This window comes from Actinobacillus capsulatus DSM 19761, from assembly GCF_000374285.1.
GTDB lineage: Bacteria > Pseudomonadota > Gammaproteobacteria > Enterobacterales > Pasteurellaceae > Actinobacillus > Actinobacillus capsulatus.
The window spans coordinates 100,867-124,826 of the sequence record NZ_KB893937.1 but is presented as its reverse complement, the minus strand read 5'-3'; the positions used below and the strand labels follow the sequence as shown (position 1 = coordinate 124,826).

Genomic DNA, 23,960 nt, shown 5'->3' with positions numbered 1-23,960 from the left:
AAATAATCTGCCACTTCCCTAACACCCATACGGTTATCTAAAACATGTTGAATGACATGAAACTTAAAAGAAGATGTGTAATGTTTACCCATAACAAAATCTGCACCTTTAATTAGTTGGTTGGTTTGTCCAACTTTTAGGGGGCAGATCAACAAGCGGTCTTTTTTACTTAAAATTTGTAAAAAGAAACCCCAAAGCACAAAACTTTGGGGTTTAATTTAAACTCAGATTAAATATCTAACTGAGCATATAACGCATTGCTTTCGATAAAGTCGCGACGAGGTTCAACTTCATCGCCCATTAGGGTATTAAACAATTTGTCTGCCGCAATCGCATCAGTGATATTCACTTGTAACATCTTACGAGCAACTGGATCCATTGTGGTTTCCCATAATTGTTCCGGATTCATCTCACCTAATCCTTTATAACGTTGAATAGTTAAGCCTTTACGTGATTCACGTACTAACCAATCTAATGCTTCAGCAAAGCTGCTCACTTCTTGACGGCGTTCGCCACGTATTACATAAGCACTTGGTGATAATAAGTCATTTAACTCGTTGCCTAATGCGGTAATTTTTGCGTATTCGTTACTGCTGATAAAATTAAAGTCAAGACGATAAGTCGTATCCATACCGTGAGTAGTTACCACAATTTCCGGCTCATACACTTGACGCTCGGTATTGAAGAAAACTTCACTACGATAGAAACTACCGCCGGTTTCTTTTTCCATTAATTTCGCTACAAATTGCTCGCTCCAAGCGGTCACTTTTGCCTGATCTTTTGCAAATTCAGCCGAAAGTGCCGGGCTATAAATTAATTCGTTTAATAACGCAACTGGATAACGGCAACTTAAGCGATCAAATAATTTTTGCACACCATTATATTGTGAAATGAGGTTTTCGAGCGCAACACCACTTAATGCTGGCGCACCTTCGCTCACAAATAAACCTGCGCCTTCTAAAGCGATATCAATTTCATATTGCGACATTTCATCATTATCTTGAATATAACGCTCTTGTTTGCCTTTCTTCACTTTATAAAGTGGCGGCTGAGCGATATAAATATAACCGTTCTCAATTAATTCCGGCATTTGACGGTAGAAGAAGGTTAATAATAACGTACGAATATGCGCACCATCCACGTCCGCATCAGTCATGATAATAATTTTGTGATAACGCAATTTCTCAATATTGTAATCATCACGACCAATACCAGTACCCAATGCGGTAATTAGGGTTGCCACTTCTTGCGAAGAAAGCATTTTATCGAAACGTGCTTTTTCAACGTTTAAAATCTTACCTTTTAACGGTAGAATTGCTTGGTTTTTACGATCACGACCTTGTTTTGCCGAGCCACCCGCAGAGTCACCCTCCACTAAGTAAAGTTCTGACAACGCAGGATCTTTTTCTTGGCAGTCCGCTAATTTACCCGGTAAGCCACCTAAATCTAACGCACCTTTACGACGTGTCATTTCACGTGCTTTACGGGCTGCTTCACGTGCACGTGCCGCATCAATAATTTTGGTTACGATATTTTTCGCATCATCCGGGTTTTCCGCTAAGAACTCCGCTAACGCTTCGTTCATTGAACTTTCCACCGCACCACGCACTTCCGATGACACTAACTTATCTTTAGTTTGTGATGAGAATTTCGGATCCGGCACTTTTACTGAAATCACCGCCACTAAGCCTTCACGAGCATCATCACCTGACGCATCAATGTTCGCATCTGCTTTCTTCACCACACCACTGTTATCCATATAGTTTTTTAACGCACGGGTTAATGCACCACGGAAACCGGCTAGGTGCGTGCCACCATCACGTTGTGGAATATTATTGGTAAAGCAGTAAACATTTTCGTTATAACTGTCGTTCCACTGTAATGATACTTCAACACCAATGCCATCTTTCTCGGTTGAAAGATAAAACGGCGTGTTATGAATATGGGTTTTACCTTCGTTTAAATATTCCACATAGGCTTTAATACCACCTTCATATTTAAAGTGTTCCTCTTTGCCGTCACGCTCATCCACTAAACGGATTGATACACCAGAATTTAAGAAAGAAAGTTCACGCAAACGTTTTGAAAGAATTTTATATTCAAATTCAGTTTTATTTTTGAAAATATCTAGGCTTGGCCAGAAACGGACAGAAGTACCGGTTTTTTCCGTATTACCGATGACAGCTAATGGGGCATCAGGCTCACCTAGACTATAAAATTGCTCGTGGACGTGCCCTTCACGGCGAATCGTGAGTTGTAATTTTGAAGAGAGTGCATTTACTACCGATACCCCCACACCGTGTAAACCTCCTGATACTTTATAGGAGTTATCATCAAATTTACCGCCGGCGTGCAATACCGTCATAATCACTTCCGCTGCAGATACGCCTTCTTCCGGATGAATACCGACCGGAATACCGCGACCATCATCTTGTACAGAAACCGAATTATCTGAATGAATGGTTACAATAATATCTTTACAGTGTCCTGCTAACGCTTCATCGATCGCATTATCTACAACCTCAAACACCATATGGTGTAAACCTGTACCATCATCGGTATCACCGATATACATACCCGGACGTTTACGTACCGCATCTAAGCCTCGTAAGACTTTAATGCTCGAAGAATCATAACTATTTGTTTGATTTTGTTCAGACATTCGTTATTCCTATACTTTATGAAATGGGAAAAGGCTCTATTTTTCTTATCAAAAAATTTAAAGCCAAAAAATTGTGAAGATTATAGCAGAAAAATGCGGAAAAGTATTGAAAACAAGCGGTTAAAAAACGGGAAAAATTTGTAAACGAGAGGAAATAAAACACGAAATGAATAAACGTAAAAGCGGCAAAATTTTCTGGTAAAAAGATCTGAAAATTTAACCACTTGTCTCTTATAAGCTAAATTAAGCGTAGATACCGACTAAAATAGCAAAAAATACGCCCAATCCAAAGTAATGATTATTTAAGAATGCTTTGAAGCACTGCTCTCTTACTCGCTGTTTAGTCAGCCAACATTGATAGCTAAACAAACTTGCACTTAGCGCTAACACAACAAAATAGCCCCAATGATATTCGCTGACCCAGCCAAAAATGACGAGCAACACTAACGTAATAAATTGCAATAAGGCAATGATTTTATTGTCGTATTGGGCAAATAAAATCGCGGTAGATTTTACTCCGATACGCAGATCATCATCACGATCAACCATCGCATATTGCGTATCATAAGCCACTGTCCAAAAAATATTGGCAAAAAATAACAGCCAACATTCTAACGGAAGCGATTCACTTACCGCACCATATGCCATCGGGATTGCCCAACCGAACGCCATTCCTAACACGACTTGCGGTAAATGGGTAAAGCGTTTCATAAACGGATAAATAATCGCTAACGCAACCGCTACGAATGATAACAAGAAAGTATATCGGTTAAGCAATAAATCCAAAACGAAGGCGATACACAATAACAAAACAAACAGTATTTTGGCTTCCGTTGTGGTCACAAGTCCAGTCGCAAGCGGACGCTGAGAGGTACGTTTTACTTCACCGTCAATATGGCGGTCGGCATAATCATTAATCACACAGCCTGCCGCACGCATAACGATTACGCCTAATACAAAAATCACTAGCACAGACAAGGGTGGAACACCGCCGGCTGCGGCAAATAACGCCCATAATGTCGGGTGAAGTAAAAGTAAAGTACCGATTGGCTTATCAAAACGCATTAACTGCGCATATGCCAGCCATTTATGCCGAGAAAAATGTTGTTGAAAAAATGTCGTCATTAATTACCGCAGATTTGTACTGCCACTTTGGTTGATACTAATCGTTGCTGCAATTCTAACGGTAATGGCAAATCTGTAAACAAATAATTTACTTCGGTAATATCGCCTAGGCGAACAATTGCACTACGACTGAATTTTGAATGATCGGTTACCAAAATTACTTGGCGCGAACTCTGCATCAAGGCACGTTTTACTTGTACTTCATGATAATCATAATCCAACATAGAACCGTCACTATCAATCGCACTAATGCCTAAAATGCCAAAATCTAAACGGAATTGGCTAATAAAATTCACGGTCGCTTCACCAATTAAGCCACCATCAGTCCGTAAATTACCTCCGGCTACCGTGATATGGAAATCTTCTTTCTGCATTAAAATATGCGCAGCATTAAGGTTATTGGTCACAATACGTAAATTTTGGTGGGACAACAACGCATAAGCTACCGCTTCAGAGGTGGTACCGATATCTAGAAATAAGGAAGCACCGTTCGGGATCATTGCCGCCACATAGCGTGCAATTTCATTTTTTTGTTCCGAGAAAAACTGCTTACGTTCGCTATAATCGCTATTTTCACTATTAGACGGCATTCCGGCACCACCATGATGGCGGCGAATCAAATTCTTTTCGGCCAATTCATTTAAGTCACGGCGAATCGTTTGAGAGCTGACATTTAATTGAGCAACTAACTCTTCTGTGCTGACATAACCCAACTGATTAACTAGTTCAATAATTTTATTGTGGCGAATAGATTGTTTCATTTGCTTATTCCTCCGCAAAGTTTTTTAAAAAAATGACCGCTTACAAGCGGTCATTTTCAACTCAGATTTTACAATTTCTCAACAAGTTCTACCGCATAACCGATGTAGCTTGCAGGCGTCATTTCTTTTAAGCGGGCTTTTTCTTCTGCCGGAATCTCAAGTTTCTCAATAAACTCACGCATTGTGGCTTCATCTACACGCTTACCACGAGTTAATTCTTTGAGTTTCTCGTATGGTTTTTCGATACCATAACGGCGCATTACGGTTTGAATCGGCTCTGCTAATACTTCCCAGTTTCGATTTAACTCATCACGTAAATGCTGCTCGTTAACTTCTAACTTACTTACGCCTTTTAACGTTGCCGCATAAGCAATTAAGCAGTAGCCTAAACCCACGCCCAAGTTACGTAATACAGTTGAGTCAGTTAAGTCACGCTGCCAACGAGAAATCGGTAGTTTTTGACCTAAATGATTCATTACCGCATTCGCTAAGCCAAGATTGCCTTCCGAGTTTTCAAAGTCGATCGGGTTCACTTTGTGCGGCATGGTTGATGAACCGATTTCGCCAACAATCGTGCGTTGTTTGAAGTGATTTAATGCGATATAACCCCACATATCACGGTCAAAATCGATCACGATCGTATTAAAACGTGCCACGCAATCAAAGAATTCTGCGATGTAATCGTGCGGTTCAATTTGTGTGGTGTATGGGTTCCAAGTTATACCTAAAGATTCAACAAACTCTTGGCTGAACGTATGCCAATCTACATCCGGATAGGCGGATAAATGTGCATTATAGTTACCTACCGCACCATTGATTTTCGCTAAAATCTCTAAGTTTTCAAGTTGTTTATATTGGCGTTTTAAACGGTACGCCACGTTTGCCATTTCTTTACCGATGGTTGTCGGGCTTGCCGGCTGACCGTGGGTACGAGAAAGTAACGGAACATGCTGATAACGTTTTGCTAATTCCACTACCGCATCAATCACTTTTTTCCATTCTGGCAATAATACTTCTTCACGTGCCGTTTTTAACATTAATGCGTGTGAAGTATTGTTAATGTCTTCCGAGGTACAAGCGAAGTGGATAAATTCATTTACTGCTTGTAATTCAGGTAACGCTTCACATTTTTCTTTTAAGAAATACTCCACTGCTTTTACGTCGTGGTTCGTAGTACGTTCAATCGTTTTGATGCGGTTTGCATCTTCAATTGAGAAATTTGCGACGATCTGACCTAAGTAATCGTTTGCTTTTTCAGAAAAAGCTGGAACTTCTTTGATTTGTGCCTGAGAAGCCAATTTTTGTAACCAACGAACCTCTACCGTTACACGGAATTTTAGTAATCCGAATTCACTAAAAATCGGGCGTAATGCGGCTGCTTTGTCTTGGTAACGACCATCAATTGGGGATAATGCTGTTAAAGCGGTAAGTTCCATTGTTTTCTCCAAATAAGTAAATGTTCGGAACAGGTTCTCCATTACGGAGAACTTGTTTAAATACTTTTGTAAAACTGTTGTGTTTGATTAAGAATCTTTCTACGAAAAAATAAAAATTGCCAGCGAGTTCCGCCTACTTGTTGCCATAAGATACCGGCACGAATACCGGCTAATAGACTTGCTCTGATTTTTTGCTGAATATCCGGACGCACCAGATAATCTTGTAAACCTAATACGTGAATTTTTGAACCGAGTGGGCTAATCACATCGCTGTAAATCGCAGCTAAATTCGCAATCATTTGATCTGCCATAATATCATTTTCATAGAGCGGTAATTGACGTTCAATTTGCTGTAAACGCTCTGCCAATTTGGCTTTGGCTTCAGGATTTTTATTTAGCTTTTGACTCAAGGCGAGTACGTTAATCCAATAACGACCAATTTCGGTATCCAATTTGCCGTTTGGACTGCCCATTTGCGCTTGAGCCGTTTCCAAACCGGTTTTTAAATGGCTAAGTTGATCGCCAAATACCGCTAATGTAGATTCCGGCTGAGTGACGAGTAGGCTTTTAATAGAATGGTTAAAAACATCTCGATCCGCACTGCCCCGATGAGCAAATTGTTGAACCAAGCTAACTGCTTGACAAACACCGGCGAAAGCAAGCGTGATATCGTGATAATTTGTAGACATAATAGACAATTATTTAAACCAAACAAAATTGGTCCTTAATATAACATTTTTTACATCTGTTTTGAATGGCAAAGCGCAATTATCTTGCTGAAAATAAAAAAGGAAATTTACGTAAGATTTCCTTTGTATCAATAACTTAGGTAATTTTCACAAATTCCGCTTTAAAGTGTCCAATCGGTTGAGCTACCACCTCATACCAATCAAGCTGAAAATAGTGCCAATACATTGAACGATAATACAAATGCGGCACATCATGCCACGGTTTTACTTCACCAGTAAAATGGAAAACGAGAGGTTCTCCCTCTGTAATTTTCGGGTTATACATATGCATACACTGATAGTTATATACCATAGGTATCGCTTGCCATCGCTGACCAACCACCGCATTTAAAACATCTTGATCGCCAAAGCGTAACTGCGCTTGATGTTGTAAAGTGAACTCAATTAATTTTGCTTCCATTCCCTTCCAATACTGCGCATTAATATACAAAACGCCTGCGTTAAAGTAAGTACCTTGCCTAAACGGGTGATTCGGCAAGTTCATCACATAAGGATCTTGGATAGCAAGCAACATATTTTGCGAAAATGCTTCGATTTCAAACGGCTCGCCTAAATAGCCGTTCACAATCGTATCTGAATCTAAATATAGCCATTTATCGCCGCTACCATAAGGGAAAAGACGCTCAATGTAATAACGCAAATAGGTACTGTTCGAAATATAATCATTACCTTTGAACGCTTGCAACATCTCCGCCGAAACATTTGCCAGTGTTACTTTAATTCCTCTCGCGCCCACAATTTGGTTTAGCTGTGCTACCCAATCTTGAGAAATCTGATTTGCGTGCAACACAAAAATATTAATATTTCGGTGATGTGCAACCAGTGATTTTATCGTCACCTCCGCATGTACTAAATAATTGCTGTCCGTTGCAAGTACAATATTCATATATTACCTTAAATAAATCGCCCGTTATCAATGTAATAGAGCTTATCAAATTTATCTAGGCCATGTAGACGGTGTGTAATCATCAATAACGTTCGATTTTGGCAATGAGTTAAAATGAGTGCCAAAATTTGTTGTTCGGTTTCTCGATCTACCCCTTCGGTTGGCTCGTCTAATAGCACAATTTCGGCCTGACTTACCAATAAACGTGCTAAGCCTAAACGACGTTGTTCACCGCCGGAAAGCGGTCGCCCCCCCTCACCTAGCCATAAATCCAAACCCTGTTCATCTAATAAATGACTTAATCCAACTTGCTCCAACACATTAGCTAACTGAGGATCTGTTGCTTGAGCATTACCAAGTAACAAGTTATCACGTAAACTGCTGTTAAAAATATGAACTCGCTGACTGAGTGTCACAATATGCTGACGCAAGCTTGATTCCGCATAATCCGCAATGTTGCAAGAATTTAACCAAATTTGACCGCTTGTTGGGTCATAATTGCGATTAATCAGTTGGAAAATCGTACTCTTACCACTGCCGGTTTTACCTAAAATCGCCACTTTTTGTCCGGCACAGATCTCAAATGAGATATTCTTCAACACCGGTTCAACACGATTAGGATAAGCAAAAGTTACCACATCAAATTGAACAAGCGGTTGATTTTGCGCCGTTTTTTGCCAATCACTTTTGCTGCCGAAATTTACCAACGGTTGCTGCTCGGTAATTTCATTTAAGCGTTCCGCTGCGGTAATCACTTGCCCTAAATGTAAAAATGCCAAGCCAATCGGCATTAAAATCTCTGCCGACGCTATCACACAAAATACCACAAGTGAAATTAACGCTTCGGGATAATCGGCAGAAGGGACATTAATTGCTGTAGAAGCCAAATAAATCACCAAACAAACCAATATGCCGTTCGCAAAGGTCAATAAAGCATTGGATAGACCGGTTAACTGGCTTTCCTTACTCTGTGCATTTAGCCACTCTTTTTCCGTTTGATTCAGTTTATTACTTGCTTGAGCTACTACACCGAATAATAAAAACTCAGCGTGCATTTGGATCCATTCAATAAACTGGCTGCGATAGTTTGCTCGAGCTTGAATTACTTTTGCCCCTGATTTACGCCCTAAACGATAAAACAATGCTGGGAAAATCACCAATAAAGCGGTTAACGCCCCACAAATAATGAGCGCAAGCAACGGCGATACAAAAGATAAACCGATACCCATAAATGCAATGAGCATAACTGCACTGACAAATGGGGAAATCAGATTTAAATACAGCGTATCCAAAGTATCGACATCCGCCACCAAGCGATTGAGTAACTCGCTGTTTCTAAAACGATTTAAACCGCTTGGGCTCAGCGGAATCAATTTACGGAATACGGTAACACGTAAATTTGCTAATACGCGAAATGTGGCATCATGGGTGACTAAACGTTCAAAATAACGAGAAACAGTACGCCCAATCGCCAAACCTCTTACCCCCGATGACGGATAAAAGAAATTAAACACGATTGCCGAACCGGCTAAAAAAGATGCCGATAAAAACCAACCGGATAAACTTAATAAACCAATGCTAGCGGTTAAGCTGGTAATGGCTAACACAATACCTAGTAGCAAATGCCCCCAATGGGTACGATAAAGAGAAAGAAAAGGAAAAATTGATTTCATGTATCACCCATTAGTGTTGTTGTAATTCTGCAAAATAACCTTCTTTTTCGACCACTTCAAAGCAACCTTTTTGCACGATTTCACCTTGTTTCATCACCCAAATTTCATCACATTGTTTGAGATCTTCAATCCGGTGCGTGATCATCAAGGTGGTTTGTGTTTGGCTCAAATGCTGTAATGCGTTCAATACTTGTTGCTCCGATTGCATATCTAAACTGGCGGTCGGTTCATCCAACAGAAGTAACTCATAATCTCGCAATAATGCACGTGCAATTGCAATACGTTGAGCCTGTCCGCCGGAAATCCCAGCATTCGCATCTTGAACTTGGCTATCTAAGCCTAGACGGTAAACAAACTCATCCGATTTTGATAAAGCTAACGCTTGTTCGAGTTGTGTTTCCGTTGCATTCGGATTACCCAATAAAATATTTTCTTTCAGCGATCCTTTAATCAACTGCGGATTCTGTCCAACCCATGCGAGTTTTTGGCGATATTGCGCTAAATTGAGCTCACGCAATTCCACACCGTTTACTGTGACCGAACCTTGATAAGGTAAGAAACCTAATAGCATATTCATCAACGAAGTCTTGCCTGCACCACTTTGTCCAACTAAAGCAATATATTGGCGAGCAGTAAGGATAAAGTTTAACGGTTTGGTTAACGCTTTACCTTGTGATGAAAGAATGACACAATCTTTTGCAAGGATTTCAAGCGGTCGATTTGGTAAATCTTTTTGCAAATCGGTTTGCGCTTGCGTTACTTGTTGATTTAAAAAGGTTTCTATCCCATCTGCCGCACCAATTGCCGCTGCCTTATCATGGTAAAACACACCTAACTCACGCAGCGGTTGATAAAATTCCGGTGCTAACATTAAACAGAAGAAACCGATAAATAGACTTACACCCGTTCCGTAATAGCCGAAATCCAATTCACCTAAATAGATAAAACCGAAATAAACCGCCATAACCGCAATAGAAATTGCAGTAAAAAACTCTAATACTGCTGAAGACAGAAATGCCATTTTCAGTACATCCATCGTACTTAAACGAAACTCTTCGGTACTTTGATAAATTTGTTCGGTTTGCTTTTCCGCTTGGCCAAATAAACGAATCGTTTCTAGGCCTCTTAGCTTATCTAAAAACTGACCGCTTATACGAGAAAGCACACCAATATTGCGTTGGTTCGCCTCCACCGCTTTAATGCCGGCTAACGCCATAAAAACTGGTAACAACGGTAAGGTTGCAAATAAAATAGCCCCTGCCGCCCAGTTAATCGGGAATACAAAACAGAGAATAATCATCGGCACTAACAACGATAAAAATTGCTGCGGCAGATAACGCGCGTAGAAATTATGTAAATTCTCCACTTGCTCTAACATTAATGTCGCCCAACTTCCCGCCGGATTTTGTTGCATACTCATCGGCCCGATTTCAGCGAGTTTCGCCATAATCTGTTCACGTAAATGTAAACGCAATGTTTGTCCTGCCTTAAACCCGGTACGCTCACGCAACCAAATCAGCAATGCACGCCCGCTAAAACAGGCAAATAATAAGCCAAGTTCAAATAAGAAAGTTTGTGGGCTTTGATGTTCAATAATCATTTTATGCAACATCGTTGCTAATAATGCCATTTGTCCGATCATCAATACCGCACTCAAGCTTCCAAGCAAGACATTAAGATACATCCACTTTTTAATAATCTTTTGCTGCCCTCGAAGCCATTTTTGCAACTGCTTTTGTCGTTGTTTTTCCATGTTTGATCAATTTCTGTTTAATTTAGATAACGCTTTGAATTAAATTGAATTTTAGCACGTTATCCGCCATTATTGGGCAGAATTTATAGAAAAAATAAGCGGTCTCTTTTGCAAAAAATTCACAAAATAGACCGCTTGTTTACAAGTATTGATGAAAATTATTTAAACATTTCATCAAATTCAAAGCGATACATCAAATCCACCGCTTGATTCACGCTTGAAACCCATTGTAAATAAAGCCTTGGCGCCAAATTATAACGTAGGGTTAATTCGGTAAGCGCAGCAAAAATACCAACACCATATTTCACTTTAAATTTAGGCGTTAAACTCGCACTCACTTCCACTTTCGTGTTATCACCAATACCGGCAGTTGTCACGTTTAAATCATTCAGACCAAAGGTGTTGCCTACTGCGCCAACCGTTTTACTGCTTTTCGATAAACTCATACCGATTAACGCCGCCGCCATAGAGTTACTTGAACCGCTATCGCCGCTATTGTCGAGCGATCGACCGGTTAACACATACGAAAGCGCTTCATTCTGTGACATAGACGGCTCGGAAAACACTTTGACTTCAGGGCTATCGGCTAAACCAATCACTTTTACCCCGGCAGTAACACTTGGGTCTTCCATCGCTTCAGGGTTACGAATCGCTTCAATATTTAGCGTAGGCTGTGACGGCAATCCTGCAAAACTGATCACCCCTTTACGAATCAGTAGATCCTGTCCAAATGACGCATAGCGACCGTTTTTCAAGTTTACTTGCCCGTATAAGCCTAATCCTTGTTTCCCCTGACGTACTGCAATTGTGCCATTGATATGGCTTTTCAAACCATAAGCATTAATACTAACGTCATTACCGATGTTGATATTAATATTTGCTTTAATCGCCATACCGCTGGCAGTTTTTTGCGGAATTTGGCGTTGAGCTAATGGCACTTTTTGCTTAACCGAACCGTCCATAATCACTTCGTCGCTACTCACGCTCACCGCACTTTCCGGTAAAGATTCAACCGCAATTCGCGCCCAAGGAATATCAATATTACCGCCTAAAATGAGTTCTCTCGGCGTTGCTGTAACTTCAATATTCGGACTAAATTCTACTTTTGCCATATTCGGCACATTCACTCGGAAGCGGTTCGCTTGCGCATGTACTCTGGTTTTCCATGCATCTAAACGGCGCCAATCGGCATCACCGTCCAAACGCAATTCACTTTCCGTAGTTTGTACTCGGCCAGCAAGCGTTGAGGTTGCGCCGTGGAAATTCAGCGCTAAATGCCCACCGGTGACATCAAACGGCATTGCATTCGCTTTGGCACGCAACTCTGTGAGATTTAGCGTACCATTCAATAATGGGGCGGTTACTGCTCCTCCTACTGTCAAACGTGCATTAATATTACCGTCAACTGACTCACCGCCGGTTAATAACGGTTTGATCAATCTAAGCGTTAGTTGATCAATATGAATATTGCCAGATAGTTTACGGCTATTCGCCGCATCATTTATTAGAAGATCTGTCGTAAGTCGACCATTATTTTCTATCTTAATATCAGTTTTCAGCTTTAAATTATTATCGGCTAAATTCGCATTCACTTTAACTGGGCTTAATGTAAGCGGGAAACTGTTACCGCCTTCTAGTTTTTGTACCAATTTCAATGCATTAGAATCCAGTTCTACATTAACTTGCGGTTGTTTGTTTTTAAACCAAGCCGCATCTCCTTTAGCATTTACCACGCCTGATAATTGGGTATTTTTATCCAAAAATTCCTGAATCGCCGCTAAATTAAATTGCTTAATTTCAAATGGCACTTTGCCTTCTTGACCGGCATTAAACGCTTGCGGGAAACACAAATTAATTTTCGGATTATGCCAACAATGCGCAGAAACATTCGCATTAATTTGCTTGTTATCGTAACTGACATTCACTGCTTGGTTGGTTTTGAACAAGCCAAACTCTTTGCTATCAATCGCAACTTGGCTTAATTGACCTCGCCAAACTTGTTGCAAGCGGTCAAATTTTCCAGAAAGTTGCAAATCCGCACCAATAGGATTCCCTTTCGCATTCAGTTTTAAACTATGGTTAGCCTCGTTACCGCTCGCAACTAAGCTTGCATTTTCAACTTTTACATCACCGTACGCCAGCTGTGCTAGGCTGATATCCACATTACCTTGAATTGTTTTTTCCGTGGTTACCTTACCTTTTGCGATTAAGTTTTGCAGATTGAGCTGATCATAACTTAGACTTTTAGCAGTTAAATCCAGGTCTAAGTTAGGCTCAGCAACTTTGCCGGTCAACTTCACATTTCCTTGAATATTTGCCGCCAATTTAGGCAATAAACCGGTTAAATTCGGCGCATTAATTTGCGCAGAAAAATCCGACTTATCACTTAAGATCCCTTTAAGCGCAATATTATTTTCGCCATAAATCAGCGTTGCGGAAGGTACATCTAATAAGGTTTTATTATTTGATTTAATCTCACCGTTGAGCTGTAAATTTTTTTGCAACAGCATACCGTTTAAATCTAAATTCGAAACTTCAACATGCCAATCCAAACCGTTTTCACCTCGCCCCGCATAGCCTTTCGACTGTAAACCGCCGGAAAGCACTGCCGCCCATTCCGGCGCAAGCGATTTGGTATTGATCGTATCCAGATCCGTTTTCGCATCCCATGCAACACCGTTTTCCCAATTCACGTTTCCGCTTAAATTGGCTTTCCCCTCTAAAGCATTCAGCGCAAGTTGCTCAATATTAAATTGGGTAATTTCGCCCTGCCCTTTTAAATGCGCACGGCTCGCCGGAATGCCCATCCCTGTCGCACTCACTTGCGTATCTAACTGATAATTGAGTACATCGCCGCGAAGCAATAGATCTATTTTCTCTAATTTCAGAGGTTCTTGACCCTTTTCCGGTATAAATGGATAAGAAACCGCATCACTGGTTAAATGCAGATTCAATGGTGTTTTCGGCTTGGCAAGCTGAACTTCACCCTTTAAATTTGCTTTCACTGCACCATTTGTTTGAATATCCAGTGATGTTTTACCAAACAATTCACCTTTTAGCTCCGCTTTTACTTGGCTAGCAGGAATTTTTAGATCCGCCAATAATGGTGAATCCGCATTTAATGACCACTTCAGCGGATAATTTTCTGCGAGTATCAGTAAACCGTTACCGCTTACATTGCCTCGATCACTTTTAAGCAATAATTGCGATAATTCGACCGATTGTTGATCCACCTTCGCTTGCAATAACAACGATTCCACCTTCACAATAGACTGAGGTGTAACGAACTTTCCGTCTTTATCTTTTACTTTCTGTTCAATGTGAATATTTTTGGCTTCCAATTGCGGAATTGCCGCATCTAAAGGCAATCTAATCGGTGCTTGTTTGGTCAATAACGGCTGCGCTAATTTCGCTTTAATTTCCGCCCAGTCAATGCTAGAAGCGGTCTGTTTTTCTGATTTTTTTGCAATTTCTTGTGCTTTTTCGACCGCTTGTTCCGCACTTGCCGGTGCAAGTGAAAGGGTTAAACCGTCCAATTCGGTCGGCACTAAATTCACTGCTCTGCCTTTACCTGAAATGCCTGAATGGAAATGAGTTAAGCCAATATCCATTTCATCAACTTTGACTTGGATATTATCTAAAGCGAGCTTTTTAGCCGACACGCCTAACGGTAAATTCAATTCGGTAAAAGGCTCGCTGTCCTTATCCGCTTGAGAAGGCGGTAATTTTGCCGTATCAATTACAACGGTAATGTCTTTTAATGCGAGATTTTCAAGGCAGGCTTCTCGTGTTAAGAAACAGCGAAAGCCAATATGCAAATCCGCTTGCCCGACAGAGACATCCACGCCATCCATTACAAATTTAGTATCGGATAAGGTTAACCCATCTTGTAAACTACCTTTTACATTACCGATAGTTAATTGTTCCAGCCATTTATCGGCTAATTCAAAAACTGTACGTTGTCCCTTTCCTGTCATTAAAAATAACAAAGGAATTAAAATCAGCCATAACAAACCACAACCGACATAACGTAGCCAGCGCCATTTATTTTTTTTAATTGTTATTTGTGTTTGTTGTTCCGATTGAACACGTTCTACTTGTTGCTTATGCTGTTCACTCATGGTTATCACCACTTACCTAATACAAATAAAGCGGATAAGTTTATCCGCTTGAAAATTTCTTATAGTTCTGAGCCTAAACCGATATAAAACTGAACACCTTTTTCATTATTCGGCGCTCTCACTGGCGTTGCTAAATCGAATTTAATCGCACCAATTGGTGAGGCCCAACGCACACCAATCCCCGCACCGGAATGCAGATCTTTTGCTTTAAATTTATTTGAAGCTAAGCCCGTATCATAAAAAATTGCACCCCACCAATCCGGATAAAGCTGATATTGATATTCAACCGTTGCCGTAGCAAGGTGAGAAGCTCCAAGTAACTTACCATTTTGCGGATCTCGCGGCGAAATATCCTTATAGCCAAATCCGCGTACACTCATATCGCCACCGGCAAAATAACGTAATGCTGGAGGAATGCGAGTGAAATCCTTTGAATGAATATGACCGACTTCACCCCGTAAGAAGAAACGGTGATGATCAAAATAAGTTCTTATCCAAGCGCTCGATGCCTTCCAACTATAGAAATTCACATCTGAGACTAATGCTTTTGCTCCCCAGTTAACCGTCAATTTTTGACTATCGCCCCAAAGTGGAAAACGGTTACCATCCGAACGAGTACGGTTTAATGAAGCAGTCGGATAAACTAACAACGTACGATGAGACTCATTCGCTTGTGTAAATGAGTCATAACGCGCTTTTACACCGGCAGAAAAAGACCAGCCAGTTTCATGCGTCCAAAAGCGCTGAAAGCCTAACGTTGCGGCGGTTGATTTAGTATCATTTTGATCTTCGTTTTCTAATGTACTGGAAAACTGATAATAATAATGAAGCGGATCTTCCCTTAACGGAATATTATAACCGAACTCAAAACGTTGCTCCGGCGCAGAAATATAGGTACGAGATTCTATGCTGTGTCCACGACTATTCAACCATGGTTTCTTCCAGTTTAACTGAAAACGAGGACCTACATCAGTGGCAAAACCGATACCGACTTCAACATCATTTTTCTTTTTAGGCTGAAATAACACATTTAAATCAACGACTTTTTCCTTTTCGTTCAGATGTGGTTCAACTAAAACCGAGGTAAACCAATCACTCGACGAATAATCCGAAGTCATTTGAGACAGATCATTAGCATAATAATGCTCACCAGATTTTACTTTTAGAATATTACGCAAATATTCTTCTTTAATTTGATTATCCGTAAACGTAATTGCACCGTAACGATAGCGCTTACCGCTGTCGTAACCTAAACGCCAATCCGCCGAATGTTCTCTCGGATAAATTTCTAAACGGTGATACAGCCAATGTCCGTCAAAATAACCTTTTTTAAAAGCTAAACTTTCAAGATTACTTTTAAACCCATCATATTGCTCATGATCTAAATCTGTCCCTTTTTTCGGTGCAGACTCAATTAATTTCGTAAACTCTTCATCTTTACCGGCTTCGCCATTAATACGAACATCCGTTTCATCAATCTTTACTTTTTGACTATCAAGCCCAACATTTAAGGTAAGTAAAGGTTTCTGACTCACACGAGGGGTTTGAATAAATTGGTATTGAGTATTGTAATAACCTTTGGCTCTCAATGCTTTATCTACTGCGGTTTGCACAAGATATTGATGTCGCTCGGATCCATCCGCATATTCTTTTGCAACTTGTCCGAGATAGACTTTTACATTAGCCCAAGCATCATTATCTTTTTTCTCTATCCCCGTGACTTCAAGATCAACTAACGCTTCCGCTTTTGGCGAAGTTTCCGCCTGCTCTTGTTGTTCAGAAATTTCCGGCTGCTCAACTGAGAGATCCTCTCCAGCTGATTGCTGTTCAAGCTCTTCCGCTAAAGCAAATTGAGTAAAGGCAAGCAAGTAGCTTGTCGTTAATAGACCTAATTTAAAATTCACATCGTTATCCTAATAAATACTCAAAACATTTAATCTTTCGGAATGCCTCTTAGCAGCGGAACAGCATTAAATGGTGCGATCGAAGTTGGTGCCGGAGGATTATCAAATACCATAATCAATGTTCTTTCCGGTACTACCATTTCATTTCGCCACAAGCTTCCCATGCTCACAAGTTGAATATCTTGAGGTAAATTAGCAATTCCTTGCTCAAGAACAGCAACGCTATTTTTTCTTGGGTGTCCAATTAAAATCGCACTACCGTGCTTACGAGCATATTCAATCGCGGCATTAAATTGGCGCTGGACATCACTTAGCGCATCACGGTCATCTAAAAATAAATTTCGTTCTAATGCTTTTACACCGTATTCCCTTGCCACTTTAGCCGCCACACTCGGGCCGGTTTTACTATCTAAAAAGAACAACCGTTGCTGCTCCATCACTTTCATCAAATGACTCATCGTAGTTCTGTCTGCCGTTGCCCCACTGCCCATATGGTTATTAAGTCCAATTGCATAAGGCACTTGATCGCGTGCTGCTTGAATCAATTGAGCGACTTTTGCTTCACTGGTACCAATCATCAATGCGCCCGACTCTATCGGTTGCTGCTTATTTTTCGGCTCCATCGGTAAATGAATCAGTACATCTCGTTTTTGCTCATAAGCTTTCTTTGCTCTCGCTGTTGCGTAAGGTGCGACAGGAATAATGGCAACGCTCACTTCTTTCGGCAATGCATAAATCGCATTATCTTCTTTCATTCGATAACCGATATCATCAATCACAATCGCTAACTTTCCTGCGTGGGCAAGCGGTGTAATTAGCAGTAAACTTTGCAAAAAAACCGCTAAAATAGACCACTTATTTCCAAATAAATTCCACATTATTTCACCCAACCCATTGGATTTTTCGGATTTCCTTTGCGGCGAATTTCAAAATACAGCGCAGAGCGATTTTGCCCCCCCGAATTACCCACGCTGGCAATTTGCTGTCCGGCTGAAACACGGCTGCCTTTACGCACCGAAACAGATTGGTTATAGCCGTATAACGACATGTCGCCGTTACCGTGATCAACTACTACAACTTGACCATAACCTTGTAGCCAGTCGGCTAAAATTACACGTCCACCGGCAATGGCTCGCACCGGCGAACCTGCACTTGCCGCAATAACTACACCATGCCAAATAACTTCGCCCATTTGACGGGAACCAAAGCCATTCACCACTTTGCCCGCTACTGGCATATTGAACTGCTTATTCGGCGCACCTAAACCGCTACCGGCTCTAACTTGTTGTTTTTCTTGCTCTGTCGCTTTACGCTTCTCTTCACTATTTTTTTTCTGTTCCAGCTTGGCAATCTCTTGTTTTTCTTGTTGCGCTAACTCCGCCGCGGCTTTGGCTAACTGGTTACGCAACGCCGATTCATTATTCTTTAATGATTCCAAACGACTTTCATCTTGCTCTAATATTTTATCAATTGAACGTAGTGTTATTTCACGTTCGTTTTGAACCTTTTTTAAATCCTTTTCTTGCTTCTTCTGTTCGGTCAACTGCATTTGCTGACCTTTTTGCTGCCCTTTTAATTCATCACGGCGTGCTTTAAGCTCTTCTTGGGTACGCCGTAATTCATTAATCGTATCGATACGCACTTGATTAATATGCTCATAATAAGCCCCCATTCTGTCAGCATTTTTTGCTTGTTCAGACATCAAACGCTCCAATACAGACGGATGGATTCCCGAACGGTACGCCGAATCAAGCTGTTCTTTGAGTTTCTCTTTTTGCTCTTTCTCTTGCTTTTCTAATCTTTGAATTTCTTGTTCTGTACGCTTAATCGCCTGGCGAGTTTCCGTCAGTGACATTTCCGTTTCTTTTAACTTATCAAGCACTTTACCCATCTCAACTTCTTGTTTTTTTAAGGTAGATTGCAGTACGTTACGCTTTTGGCGCTGTTCATTGATTTTACTTTGTTGCTGCTTAATTTTTTGCTGAATACTTGACAATTCCGTTGCCATCGCAGACGGAAGAGAAAAAGAAGCTATCCCTAAAAGGGTGAATGTTAAATAAAGAAGTCGAAGCACTTTCACAAAAATATACCTTATCAAGAAACAAGATTAGATTACAAAATGACTTATTCTAATAAAATATTTGAGTAAAATCAGCTTTTCTCTTGCTTTTATAAAAAGAAACCGACTAACTATTTCAAAGCAGAGAGATTTTTGCTATAAATATGGTATTTTCAAATCAACTTAAAAACATAGGAGTCTTTATGGAATTAGTATTTATTCGCCACGGTTTCAGTGAGTGGAATGCTAAAAACTTATTTACAGGTTGGCGTGATGTTAACTTAACAGAGCGTGGTATTGAAGAAGCAAAAGCAGCAGGTCAAAAATTAAAAGCAGCTGGTTACGAATTCGATATCGCTTTCACTTCTGTTTTAACTCGTGCAATCAAAACTTGTAACATCGTATTAGAAGAGTCTAATCAATTATGGATTCCACAAGTTAAAAACTGGCGTTTAAACGAACGTCACTACGGTGCATTACAAGGTTTAGACAAAAAAGCGACTGCCGAACAATACGGTGACGAACAAGTTCACATTTGGCGTCGTTCTTACGACATTTCTCCACCGGATTTAAACGCGGCAGATCCAAATTCTGCACATAACGATCGTCGTTATGCTCACTTACCAAAAGATGTGATTCCAAATGCTGAAAACCTCAAAATCACTTTAGAACGTGTTTTACCATTCTGGGAAGATCAAATTGCGCCAGCATTGTTATCTGGTAAACGTGTACTTGTAACTGCACATGGTAACTCTCTTCGTGCATTAGCAAAACACATAATCGGTATTTCTGATGAAGAAATCATGGATTTCGAAATCCCTACCGGTCAACCATTAGTATTAAAATTAGATGACAAATTAAATTTCGTAGAAAAATTCTACTTATAATTTGATCTGTTACTTAAAGCAAAAAAACGCTTGAAGCTAAAACTTCGAGCGTTTTTTTACAAAAAATTACTAAGATTTAACCGCTTACTAAGCAAAAATCTGCTTAGCCAACTGGAAAGCATAGATTACTAGACTAATTGCAATTGCATACATAATCACACCGGTAATAAAATCTAGAATTTGCCACGTTCTACGTTTTTCAAAATAAGGCGAAAGAAAACCGGCACCATACCCCACGCCGAAAAACCATAATAAAGAACAACTTAGCGCTCCAGTAAGAAATTCCATTTTACCGGAAAAATCCAAGTTTCCACCGATTCCACCTAAAATCACCACCGTATCAATATAAACATGCGGATTTAAAAAAGTAATCGCAAAAGTAATCATTAAAGCTTTTTTCAAACTTGTCGCATTTTCATTACTTGCTTTTAACGCTTCACTACTCTTAAAAATACTAATAAACGAACGACTACCATAGGTAAATAGAAAAAATGCCCCGAGTAATGCAATGACTAAGCTTAAAGTAGGCAAATTTGCCACGATAGAACCTAACCCCAACACACCTAATGTCATTAAAAATACATCACCTAAAAAGCAAAGTGAAGCCACCCCAAAAACATGTTGCTTTAGGATTCCTTGTTTAAGTAGAAAAGCATTTTGTGCACCAATTGATACAATCAGCCCAAAACAAACAATGAATCCTTGAATAAAAATTTCCATGTTCTCCTCAAATTAAGTCAATATGCGGTCAATTATACACAAATATTTGCAAAAATACGGTATAATCTCTCGAATTTTTTGTCCCTTTCTTAACGACTAGTATTTAGGATCCGATTATGTCTGAAACAATTGAAAACCAAGCTTGCATTGTCATTGCAATTGCCGGTGCTTCCGCTTCCGGTAAAAGCCTTATTGCATCAACTATCTATAAAGAATTAAAAGAAGAATTAGGTTCGGATGACATCGGTATTATTTCTGAAGATGCATATTATAAAGATCAAACGCACTTAACCATGGATGAGCGTATCAAAACCAACTATGACCATCCTAATTCAATGGATCATCATTTACTGGTAGAACATTTACGCCAACTGAAGCAAGGTAACGCGATTGAAATTCCGGAATACGACTACGCAGAACATAACCGTAAAACAACAACTAAACATTTTGCGCCGAAAAAAATCATTATTTTAGAAGGCATTTTGCTGTTAACTGACGAAGAAATTCGTAACGAAATCAACGTTTCTATTTTCGTGGATGCACCGTTAGATATTTGTTTTATTCGCCGTTTACAGCGTGATTTGGTGGAACGCGGTCGTTCAATGGAATCAGTAATTACCCAATACCGTAAAACCGTGCGTCCAATGTTCTTACAATTTATTGAGCCATCAAAACAGTATGCTGATATTATCGTACCGAAAGGCGGTAAAAACCGTATTGCGATCAATATATTAAAAGCGCAAATTAAACAATTATTGGCGGTAAAAAAATAGGATAAACAATTATGCGTTTATGTGACACAGATATAGAACGTTATTTAGATGAAGGCAAAATTGCGATTGAGCCTCGTCCGTCAAATGAGAAAATCTCAGGGGCAACCGTTGATGTTCGCTTAGGTAATTCATTCCGTGTATTTCGTGAACACGCCACGCCTTATATTGATTTAAGCGGACCTCGTGAACAAGTCACCGCCCAGCTTAATAAAGTGATGAGCAATGAAATTATTATCGCTGACGGCGATGCATTTTTCCTGCACCCGGGCGAACTCGCACTTGCAACAACATTAGAGTCTGTAACATTACCTGATGATATCGTCGGTTGGTTAGACGGTCGCTCTTCTTTAGCTCGCTTAGGTTTGATGGTACACGTAACGGCACACCGAATCGATCCGGGTTGGCACGGTAAAATCGTGTTAGAATTTTTCAATGCCGGTAAATTACCGCTTGCTTTACGTCCTAATATGGCAATCGGTGCATTAAGTTTTGAAGTGCTAAGCGACCATGCGGCAAAACCTTATAATGCCCGTAAAGACGCAAAATATAAAAATCAGCAAAGTGCAGTTTCCAGCCGTATCAATCAAGACGATTAATCAAACAAGCGGTCGATTTTTCCCATTTTTAAGCATAGTAGTCCTATTTCCTACTATGCTTAAAATTACATTCTTTGTATCACTGCATATCAAAAAATGACAACACGTCCTTAATATTTTGCTGTTCAATATCGGGGTTAATAGCATCTGCACCTTGAATAATATGCTCAAACATTCCAACCGAAATATAAGCAAATAATGTTCCTTGAAATTCCAGCTCCGCTATTGTGCGATCAAACTTAGTTTGTGACACGCTGATATATTTGTTTTTGACTAAATTGAAAAAATCTCTTTTTAAGCTGACACGTTGTGTATCCACTTGCCAAAGCAATCGGAATGTAGAACGATGTTCATTGATAAGAGGTACCGCTATAGAAGCAAATTCTTTGATCGGCGCACTAAATCGTTGTTCTAACAAAGGTAAAATTATCGTTTCTTTAAGCTGTCCGATGATTTGTTCAATCAGTTTTTCTTTGTTGAGATAATGCTTATAAAACGTGGAACGATTCACTTCGGCAATATCTAAAATATCTTGTACCGTAATTTCTTCGTATGCTTTTGTTTCCAACAATTTTAGGAAAGCAGTTTGAATCAATATTCGAGTACGCTTAATACGAGGATCTTCTTTTCTCATTTTTTCTCCAAGTTACTTAAGCAATAAATTAGCGACTTTTGTAGATTTAAGCAATATTATATTAATTATTATTGATTGCAGACAAGCGGTCATTTTTTTAGAATTTTTTGTATATTTTTAAACAAGAGAAATTCTATGAAAAAATTAGTCATTATCATTTTAATTGCTGCCACATTAGCCGGAACTTATTTTTTACAAAAAAATTGGCATACCAATAATGTGTTGCAAGGCATCGCCAGTGTTAATGGACGCTTAGAAATAGAACGTCTTGATATTGCTTCGCTTTATGCGGGACGCATAGAAGAAATTTATATACAAGAAGGACAAGATGTAACTCAAAATCAACCGCTTGTTCGTATTTCCTCCAGCCTATCGCAAAGCCAAGTTAATTCTGCCCAAGCACAAATTGCGGCTGCCGAAGCCTCTGTGAATAATGCTCAAGCACAAAAACGTCAAGCAACGGAAGCAGTCAGCCGTGCAAATGCAGAAATTACCGCCCAACAGCAAAAAGCCAATGTCGCTAAATTAGAATTAAATAATGCAAAAAATTTGCATCGTGATAATTTAACTTCAAGCAACGAATTAGAACGTCGTCAAGCTAATTATAAAGCGGCTCTTGCCGCTGTCGAAATAGCGAAGGCGGCTAAAGCGGAAGCTCAAGCTGTAATCACACAAGCGCAAGCTACCATCTCACAAGCTGAAGCTACCATCTCACAAGCTGAAGCTACGGTAAATCAAGCAAAAGCATTCGCTGAACAAGCCGATTCACAAAACGATGATATGTTAATCAGAGCGCCGTTAGACGGTCGTATTGAATATAAAATCGCTACGTTGGGTTCTGTAGTTGGCATTGGTGGAAAAGTAGTTAGCTTACTCGATACTTCAACCATTTACCTCAATCTATTTCTACCCGCTCATCAATCCAATTTAGTCCGCTTAAATGATGAAGCCCGCATTAAAATTGACGGATCTGATTTTGTCTTTCCCGCCAAAGTGGTCTTTGTCGCTTCAGAAGCGCAATTCACGCCGAAATCGGTAGAAACCAGTGAGGAGCGAAGCAAGTTAATGTTTAAAATCAAATTGCAAATTCCAACAGATATTGCTAAACAATACAAAAATTTGCTCAAAGGCGGAATGACTGCAATGGGTTATGTCAAATATGATGCGCAAGCAAGTTGGTCGGACGATTTAGCTATTAAACTGCCAAGCGATGAATAAATT

General features: G+C 39.9%; 18 protein-coding genes. 4 read left to right on the top strand and 14 right to left on the bottom strand.

Features of this window, described 5'->3' with window-relative positions; genetic code table 11:
* Positions 1-229: 229 nt before the first annotated feature.
* From gyrB to envC, 12 genes are all read right to left on the bottom strand, one after another.
* Positions 230-2,662, bottom strand: coding sequence for a DNA topoisomerase (ATP-hydrolyzing) subunit B (gene gyrB / locus C228_RS0106690; RefSeq protein WP_018651898.1), 2,433 nt, complete (start codon positions 2,660-2,662; stop codon positions 230-232).
* Positions 2,663-2,905: 243 nt separating this feature from the next.
* Positions 2,906-3,787 (bottom strand): 4-hydroxybenzoate octaprenyltransferase, encoded by an 882-nt coding sequence (gene ubiA / locus C228_RS0106685; RefSeq protein WP_018651897.1) that lies wholly within the window; start codon positions 3,785-3,787, stop codon positions 2,906-2,908.
* Positions 3,787-4,548: a DeoR/GlpR family transcriptional regulator gene (locus C228_RS0106680; RefSeq protein ID WP_018651896.1), complete on the bottom strand. Its 762-nt coding sequence runs from the start codon at positions 4,546-4,548 to the stop codon at positions 3,787-3,789. The genes ubiA and C228_RS0106680 overlap by 1 nt, the downstream gene beginning before the upstream one ends.
* Before the next feature lie 68 nt (positions 4,549-4,616).
* Positions 4,617-5,984, bottom strand: a complete 1,368-nt coding sequence (gene purB, locus C228_RS0106675; protein ID WP_018651895.1) for an adenylosuccinate lyase — start codon at positions 5,982-5,984, stop codon at positions 4,617-4,619.
* 56 nt (positions 5,985-6,040) lie between these two features.
* Complete coding sequence (gene hflD / locus C228_RS0106670; RefSeq protein WP_018651894.1) at positions 6,041-6,673, bottom strand: high frequency lysogenization protein HflD; 633 nt, start codon at positions 6,671-6,673, stop codon at positions 6,041-6,043.
* 136 nt (positions 6,674-6,809) lie between these two features.
* Positions 6,810-7,619, bottom strand: a complete 810-nt coding sequence (locus tag C228_RS0106665; protein WP_018651893.1) for a glycosyltransferase family 8 protein — start codon at positions 7,617-7,619, stop codon at positions 6,810-6,812.
* Between the two features lie 8 nt (positions 7,620-7,627).
* Positions 7,628-9,292, bottom strand: a complete 1,665-nt coding sequence (gene cydC / locus C228_RS0106660) for a heme ABC transporter ATP-binding protein/permease CydC (RefSeq protein WP_018651892.1) — start codon at positions 9,290-9,292, stop codon at positions 7,628-7,630.
* 10 nt (positions 9,293-9,302) lie between these two features.
* The gene (gene cydD, locus C228_RS0106655) at positions 9,303-11,045 is read right to left on the bottom strand and encodes a heme ABC transporter permease/ATP-binding protein CydD (RefSeq protein WP_018651891.1); all 1,743 of its coding nucleotides are present in this window, start codon (positions 11,043-11,045) and stop codon (positions 9,303-9,305) included.
* A gap of 158 nt (positions 11,046-11,203) precedes the next feature.
* Complete coding sequence (tamB, locus tag C228_RS0106650) at positions 11,204-15,166, bottom strand: autotransporter assembly complex protein TamB (RefSeq protein WP_018651890.1); 3,963 nt, start codon at positions 15,164-15,166, stop codon at positions 11,204-11,206.
* Positions 15,167-15,225: 59 nt separating this feature from the next.
* Positions 15,226-17,070, bottom strand: a complete 1,845-nt coding sequence (gene tamA / locus C228_RS0106645) for an autotransporter assembly complex protein TamA (RefSeq protein ID WP_018651889.1) — start codon at positions 17,068-17,070, stop codon at positions 15,226-15,228.
* 29 nt (positions 17,071-17,099) lie between these two features.
* Complete coding sequence (locus C228_RS0106640; RefSeq protein ID WP_018651888.1) at positions 17,100-17,948, bottom strand: divergent polysaccharide deacetylase family protein; 849 nt, start codon at positions 17,946-17,948, stop codon at positions 17,100-17,102.
* On the bottom strand, positions 17,948-19,150 hold the full coding sequence (envC, locus tag C228_RS0106635; protein WP_026313227.1) for a murein hydrolase activator EnvC: 1,203 nt from the start codon (positions 19,148-19,150) through the stop codon (positions 17,948-17,950). Before envC ends, C228_RS0106640 begins: the two co-directional genes overlap by 1 nt.
* 182 nt (positions 19,151-19,332) lie before the next feature.
* Here envC and C228_RS0106630 point away from each other — a divergent pair, with 182 nt between their 5' ends.
* Positions 19,333-20,016: a 2,3-diphosphoglycerate-dependent phosphoglycerate mutase gene (locus C228_RS0106630; RefSeq protein WP_018651886.1), complete on the top strand. Its 684-nt coding sequence runs from the start codon at positions 19,333-19,335 to the stop codon at positions 20,014-20,016.
* An 87-nt stretch (positions 20,017-20,103) separates the two neighbouring features.
* Here C228_RS0106630 and C228_RS0106625 read toward each other — a convergent pair whose 3' ends face one another.
* Positions 20,104-20,736, bottom strand: coding sequence for a LysE/ArgO family amino acid transporter (locus tag C228_RS0106625; protein ID WP_018651885.1), 633 nt, complete (start codon positions 20,734-20,736; stop codon positions 20,104-20,106).
* A gap of 116 nt (positions 20,737-20,852) precedes the next feature.
* On the opposite strand from C228_RS0106625, the gene udk reads away from it, so the two are divergent.
* Positions 20,853-21,509 carry a uridine kinase gene (udk, locus tag C228_RS0106620; protein WP_018651884.1) on the top strand — a complete coding sequence of 219 codons (657 nt, stop codon included), beginning with the start codon at positions 20,853-20,855 and terminating at the stop codon, positions 21,507-21,509.
* 11 nt (positions 21,510-21,520) lie between these two features.
* The gene (dcd, locus tag C228_RS0106615; RefSeq protein WP_018651883.1) at positions 21,521-22,105 is read left to right on the top strand and encodes a dCTP deaminase; all 585 of its coding nucleotides are present in this window, start codon (positions 21,521-21,523) and stop codon (positions 22,103-22,105) included.
* Positions 22,106-22,184: 79 nt separating this feature from the next.
* Here the strand turns inward: dcd and C228_RS0106610 are convergent, their stop codons facing one another.
* Positions 22,185-22,739: a TetR/AcrR family transcriptional regulator gene (locus C228_RS0106610; RefSeq protein ID WP_018651882.1), complete on the bottom strand. Its 555-nt coding sequence runs from the start codon at positions 22,737-22,739 to the stop codon at positions 22,185-22,187.
* Between the two features lie 135 nt (positions 22,740-22,874).
* On the opposite strand from C228_RS0106610, the gene C228_RS0106605 reads away from it, so the two are divergent.
* On the top strand, positions 22,875-23,957 hold the full coding sequence (locus C228_RS0106605; RefSeq protein ID WP_018651881.1) for an HlyD family secretion protein: 1,083 nt from the start codon (positions 22,875-22,877) through the stop codon (positions 23,955-23,957).
* Positions 23,958-23,960: the final 3 nt, after the last annotated feature.

Excerpts from the sequence above, each read along its gene's own strand:
- gyrB (WP_018651898.1), bottom strand. The coding sequence starts at position 2,662 with ATGTCTGAACAAAATCAAACAAATAGTTATGATTCTTCGAGCATTAAA.
- ubiA (WP_018651897.1), bottom strand. The coding sequence starts at position 3,787 with ATGACGACATTTTTTCAACAACATTTTTCTCGGCATAAATGGCTGGCA.
- C228_RS0106680 (WP_018651896.1), bottom strand. The coding sequence starts at position 4,548 with ATGAAACAATCTATTCGCCACAATAAAATTATTGAACTAGTTAATCAG.
- purB (WP_018651895.1), bottom strand. The coding sequence starts at position 5,984 with ATGGAACTTACCGCTTTAACAGCATTATCCCCAATTGATGGTCGTTAC.
- hflD (WP_018651894.1), bottom strand. The coding sequence starts at position 6,673 with ATGTCTACAAATTATCACGATATCACGCTTGCTTTCGCCGGTGTTTGT.
- C228_RS0106665 (WP_018651893.1), bottom strand. The coding sequence starts at position 7,619 with ATGAATATTGTACTTGCAACGGACAGCAATTATTTAGTACATGCGGAG.
- cydC (WP_018651892.1), bottom strand. The coding sequence starts at position 9,292 with ATGAAATCAATTTTTCCTTTTCTTTCTCTTTATCGTACCCATTGGGGG.
- cydD (WP_018651891.1), bottom strand. The coding sequence starts at position 11,045 with ATGGAAAAACAACGACAAAAGCAGTTGCAAAAATGGCTTCGAGGGCAG.
- tamB (WP_018651890.1), bottom strand. The coding sequence starts at position 15,166 with ATGAGTGAACAGCATAAGCAACAAGTAGAACGTGTTCAATCGGAACAA.
- C228_RS0106640 (WP_018651888.1), bottom strand. The coding sequence starts at position 17,948 with ATGTGGAATTTATTTGGAAATAAGTGGTCTATTTTAGCGGTTTTTTTG.
- C228_RS0106630 (WP_018651886.1), top strand. The coding sequence starts at position 19,333 with ATGGAATTAGTATTTATTCGCCACGGTTTCAGTGAGTGGAATGCTAAA.
- C228_RS0106625 (WP_018651885.1), bottom strand. The coding sequence starts at position 20,736 with ATGGAAATTTTTATTCAAGGATTCATTGTTTGTTTTGGGCTGATTGTA.
- udk (WP_018651884.1), top strand. The coding sequence starts at position 20,853 with ATGTCTGAAACAATTGAAAACCAAGCTTGCATTGTCATTGCAATTGCC.
- dcd (WP_018651883.1), top strand. The coding sequence starts at position 21,521 with ATGCGTTTATGTGACACAGATATAGAACGTTATTTAGATGAAGGCAAA.
- C228_RS0106610 (WP_018651882.1), bottom strand. The coding sequence starts at position 22,739 with ATGAGAAAAGAAGATCCTCGTATTAAGCGTACTCGAATATTGATTCAA.
- C228_RS0106605 (WP_018651881.1), top strand. The coding sequence starts at position 22,875 with ATGAAAAAATTAGTCATTATCATTTTAATTGCTGCCACATTAGCCGGA.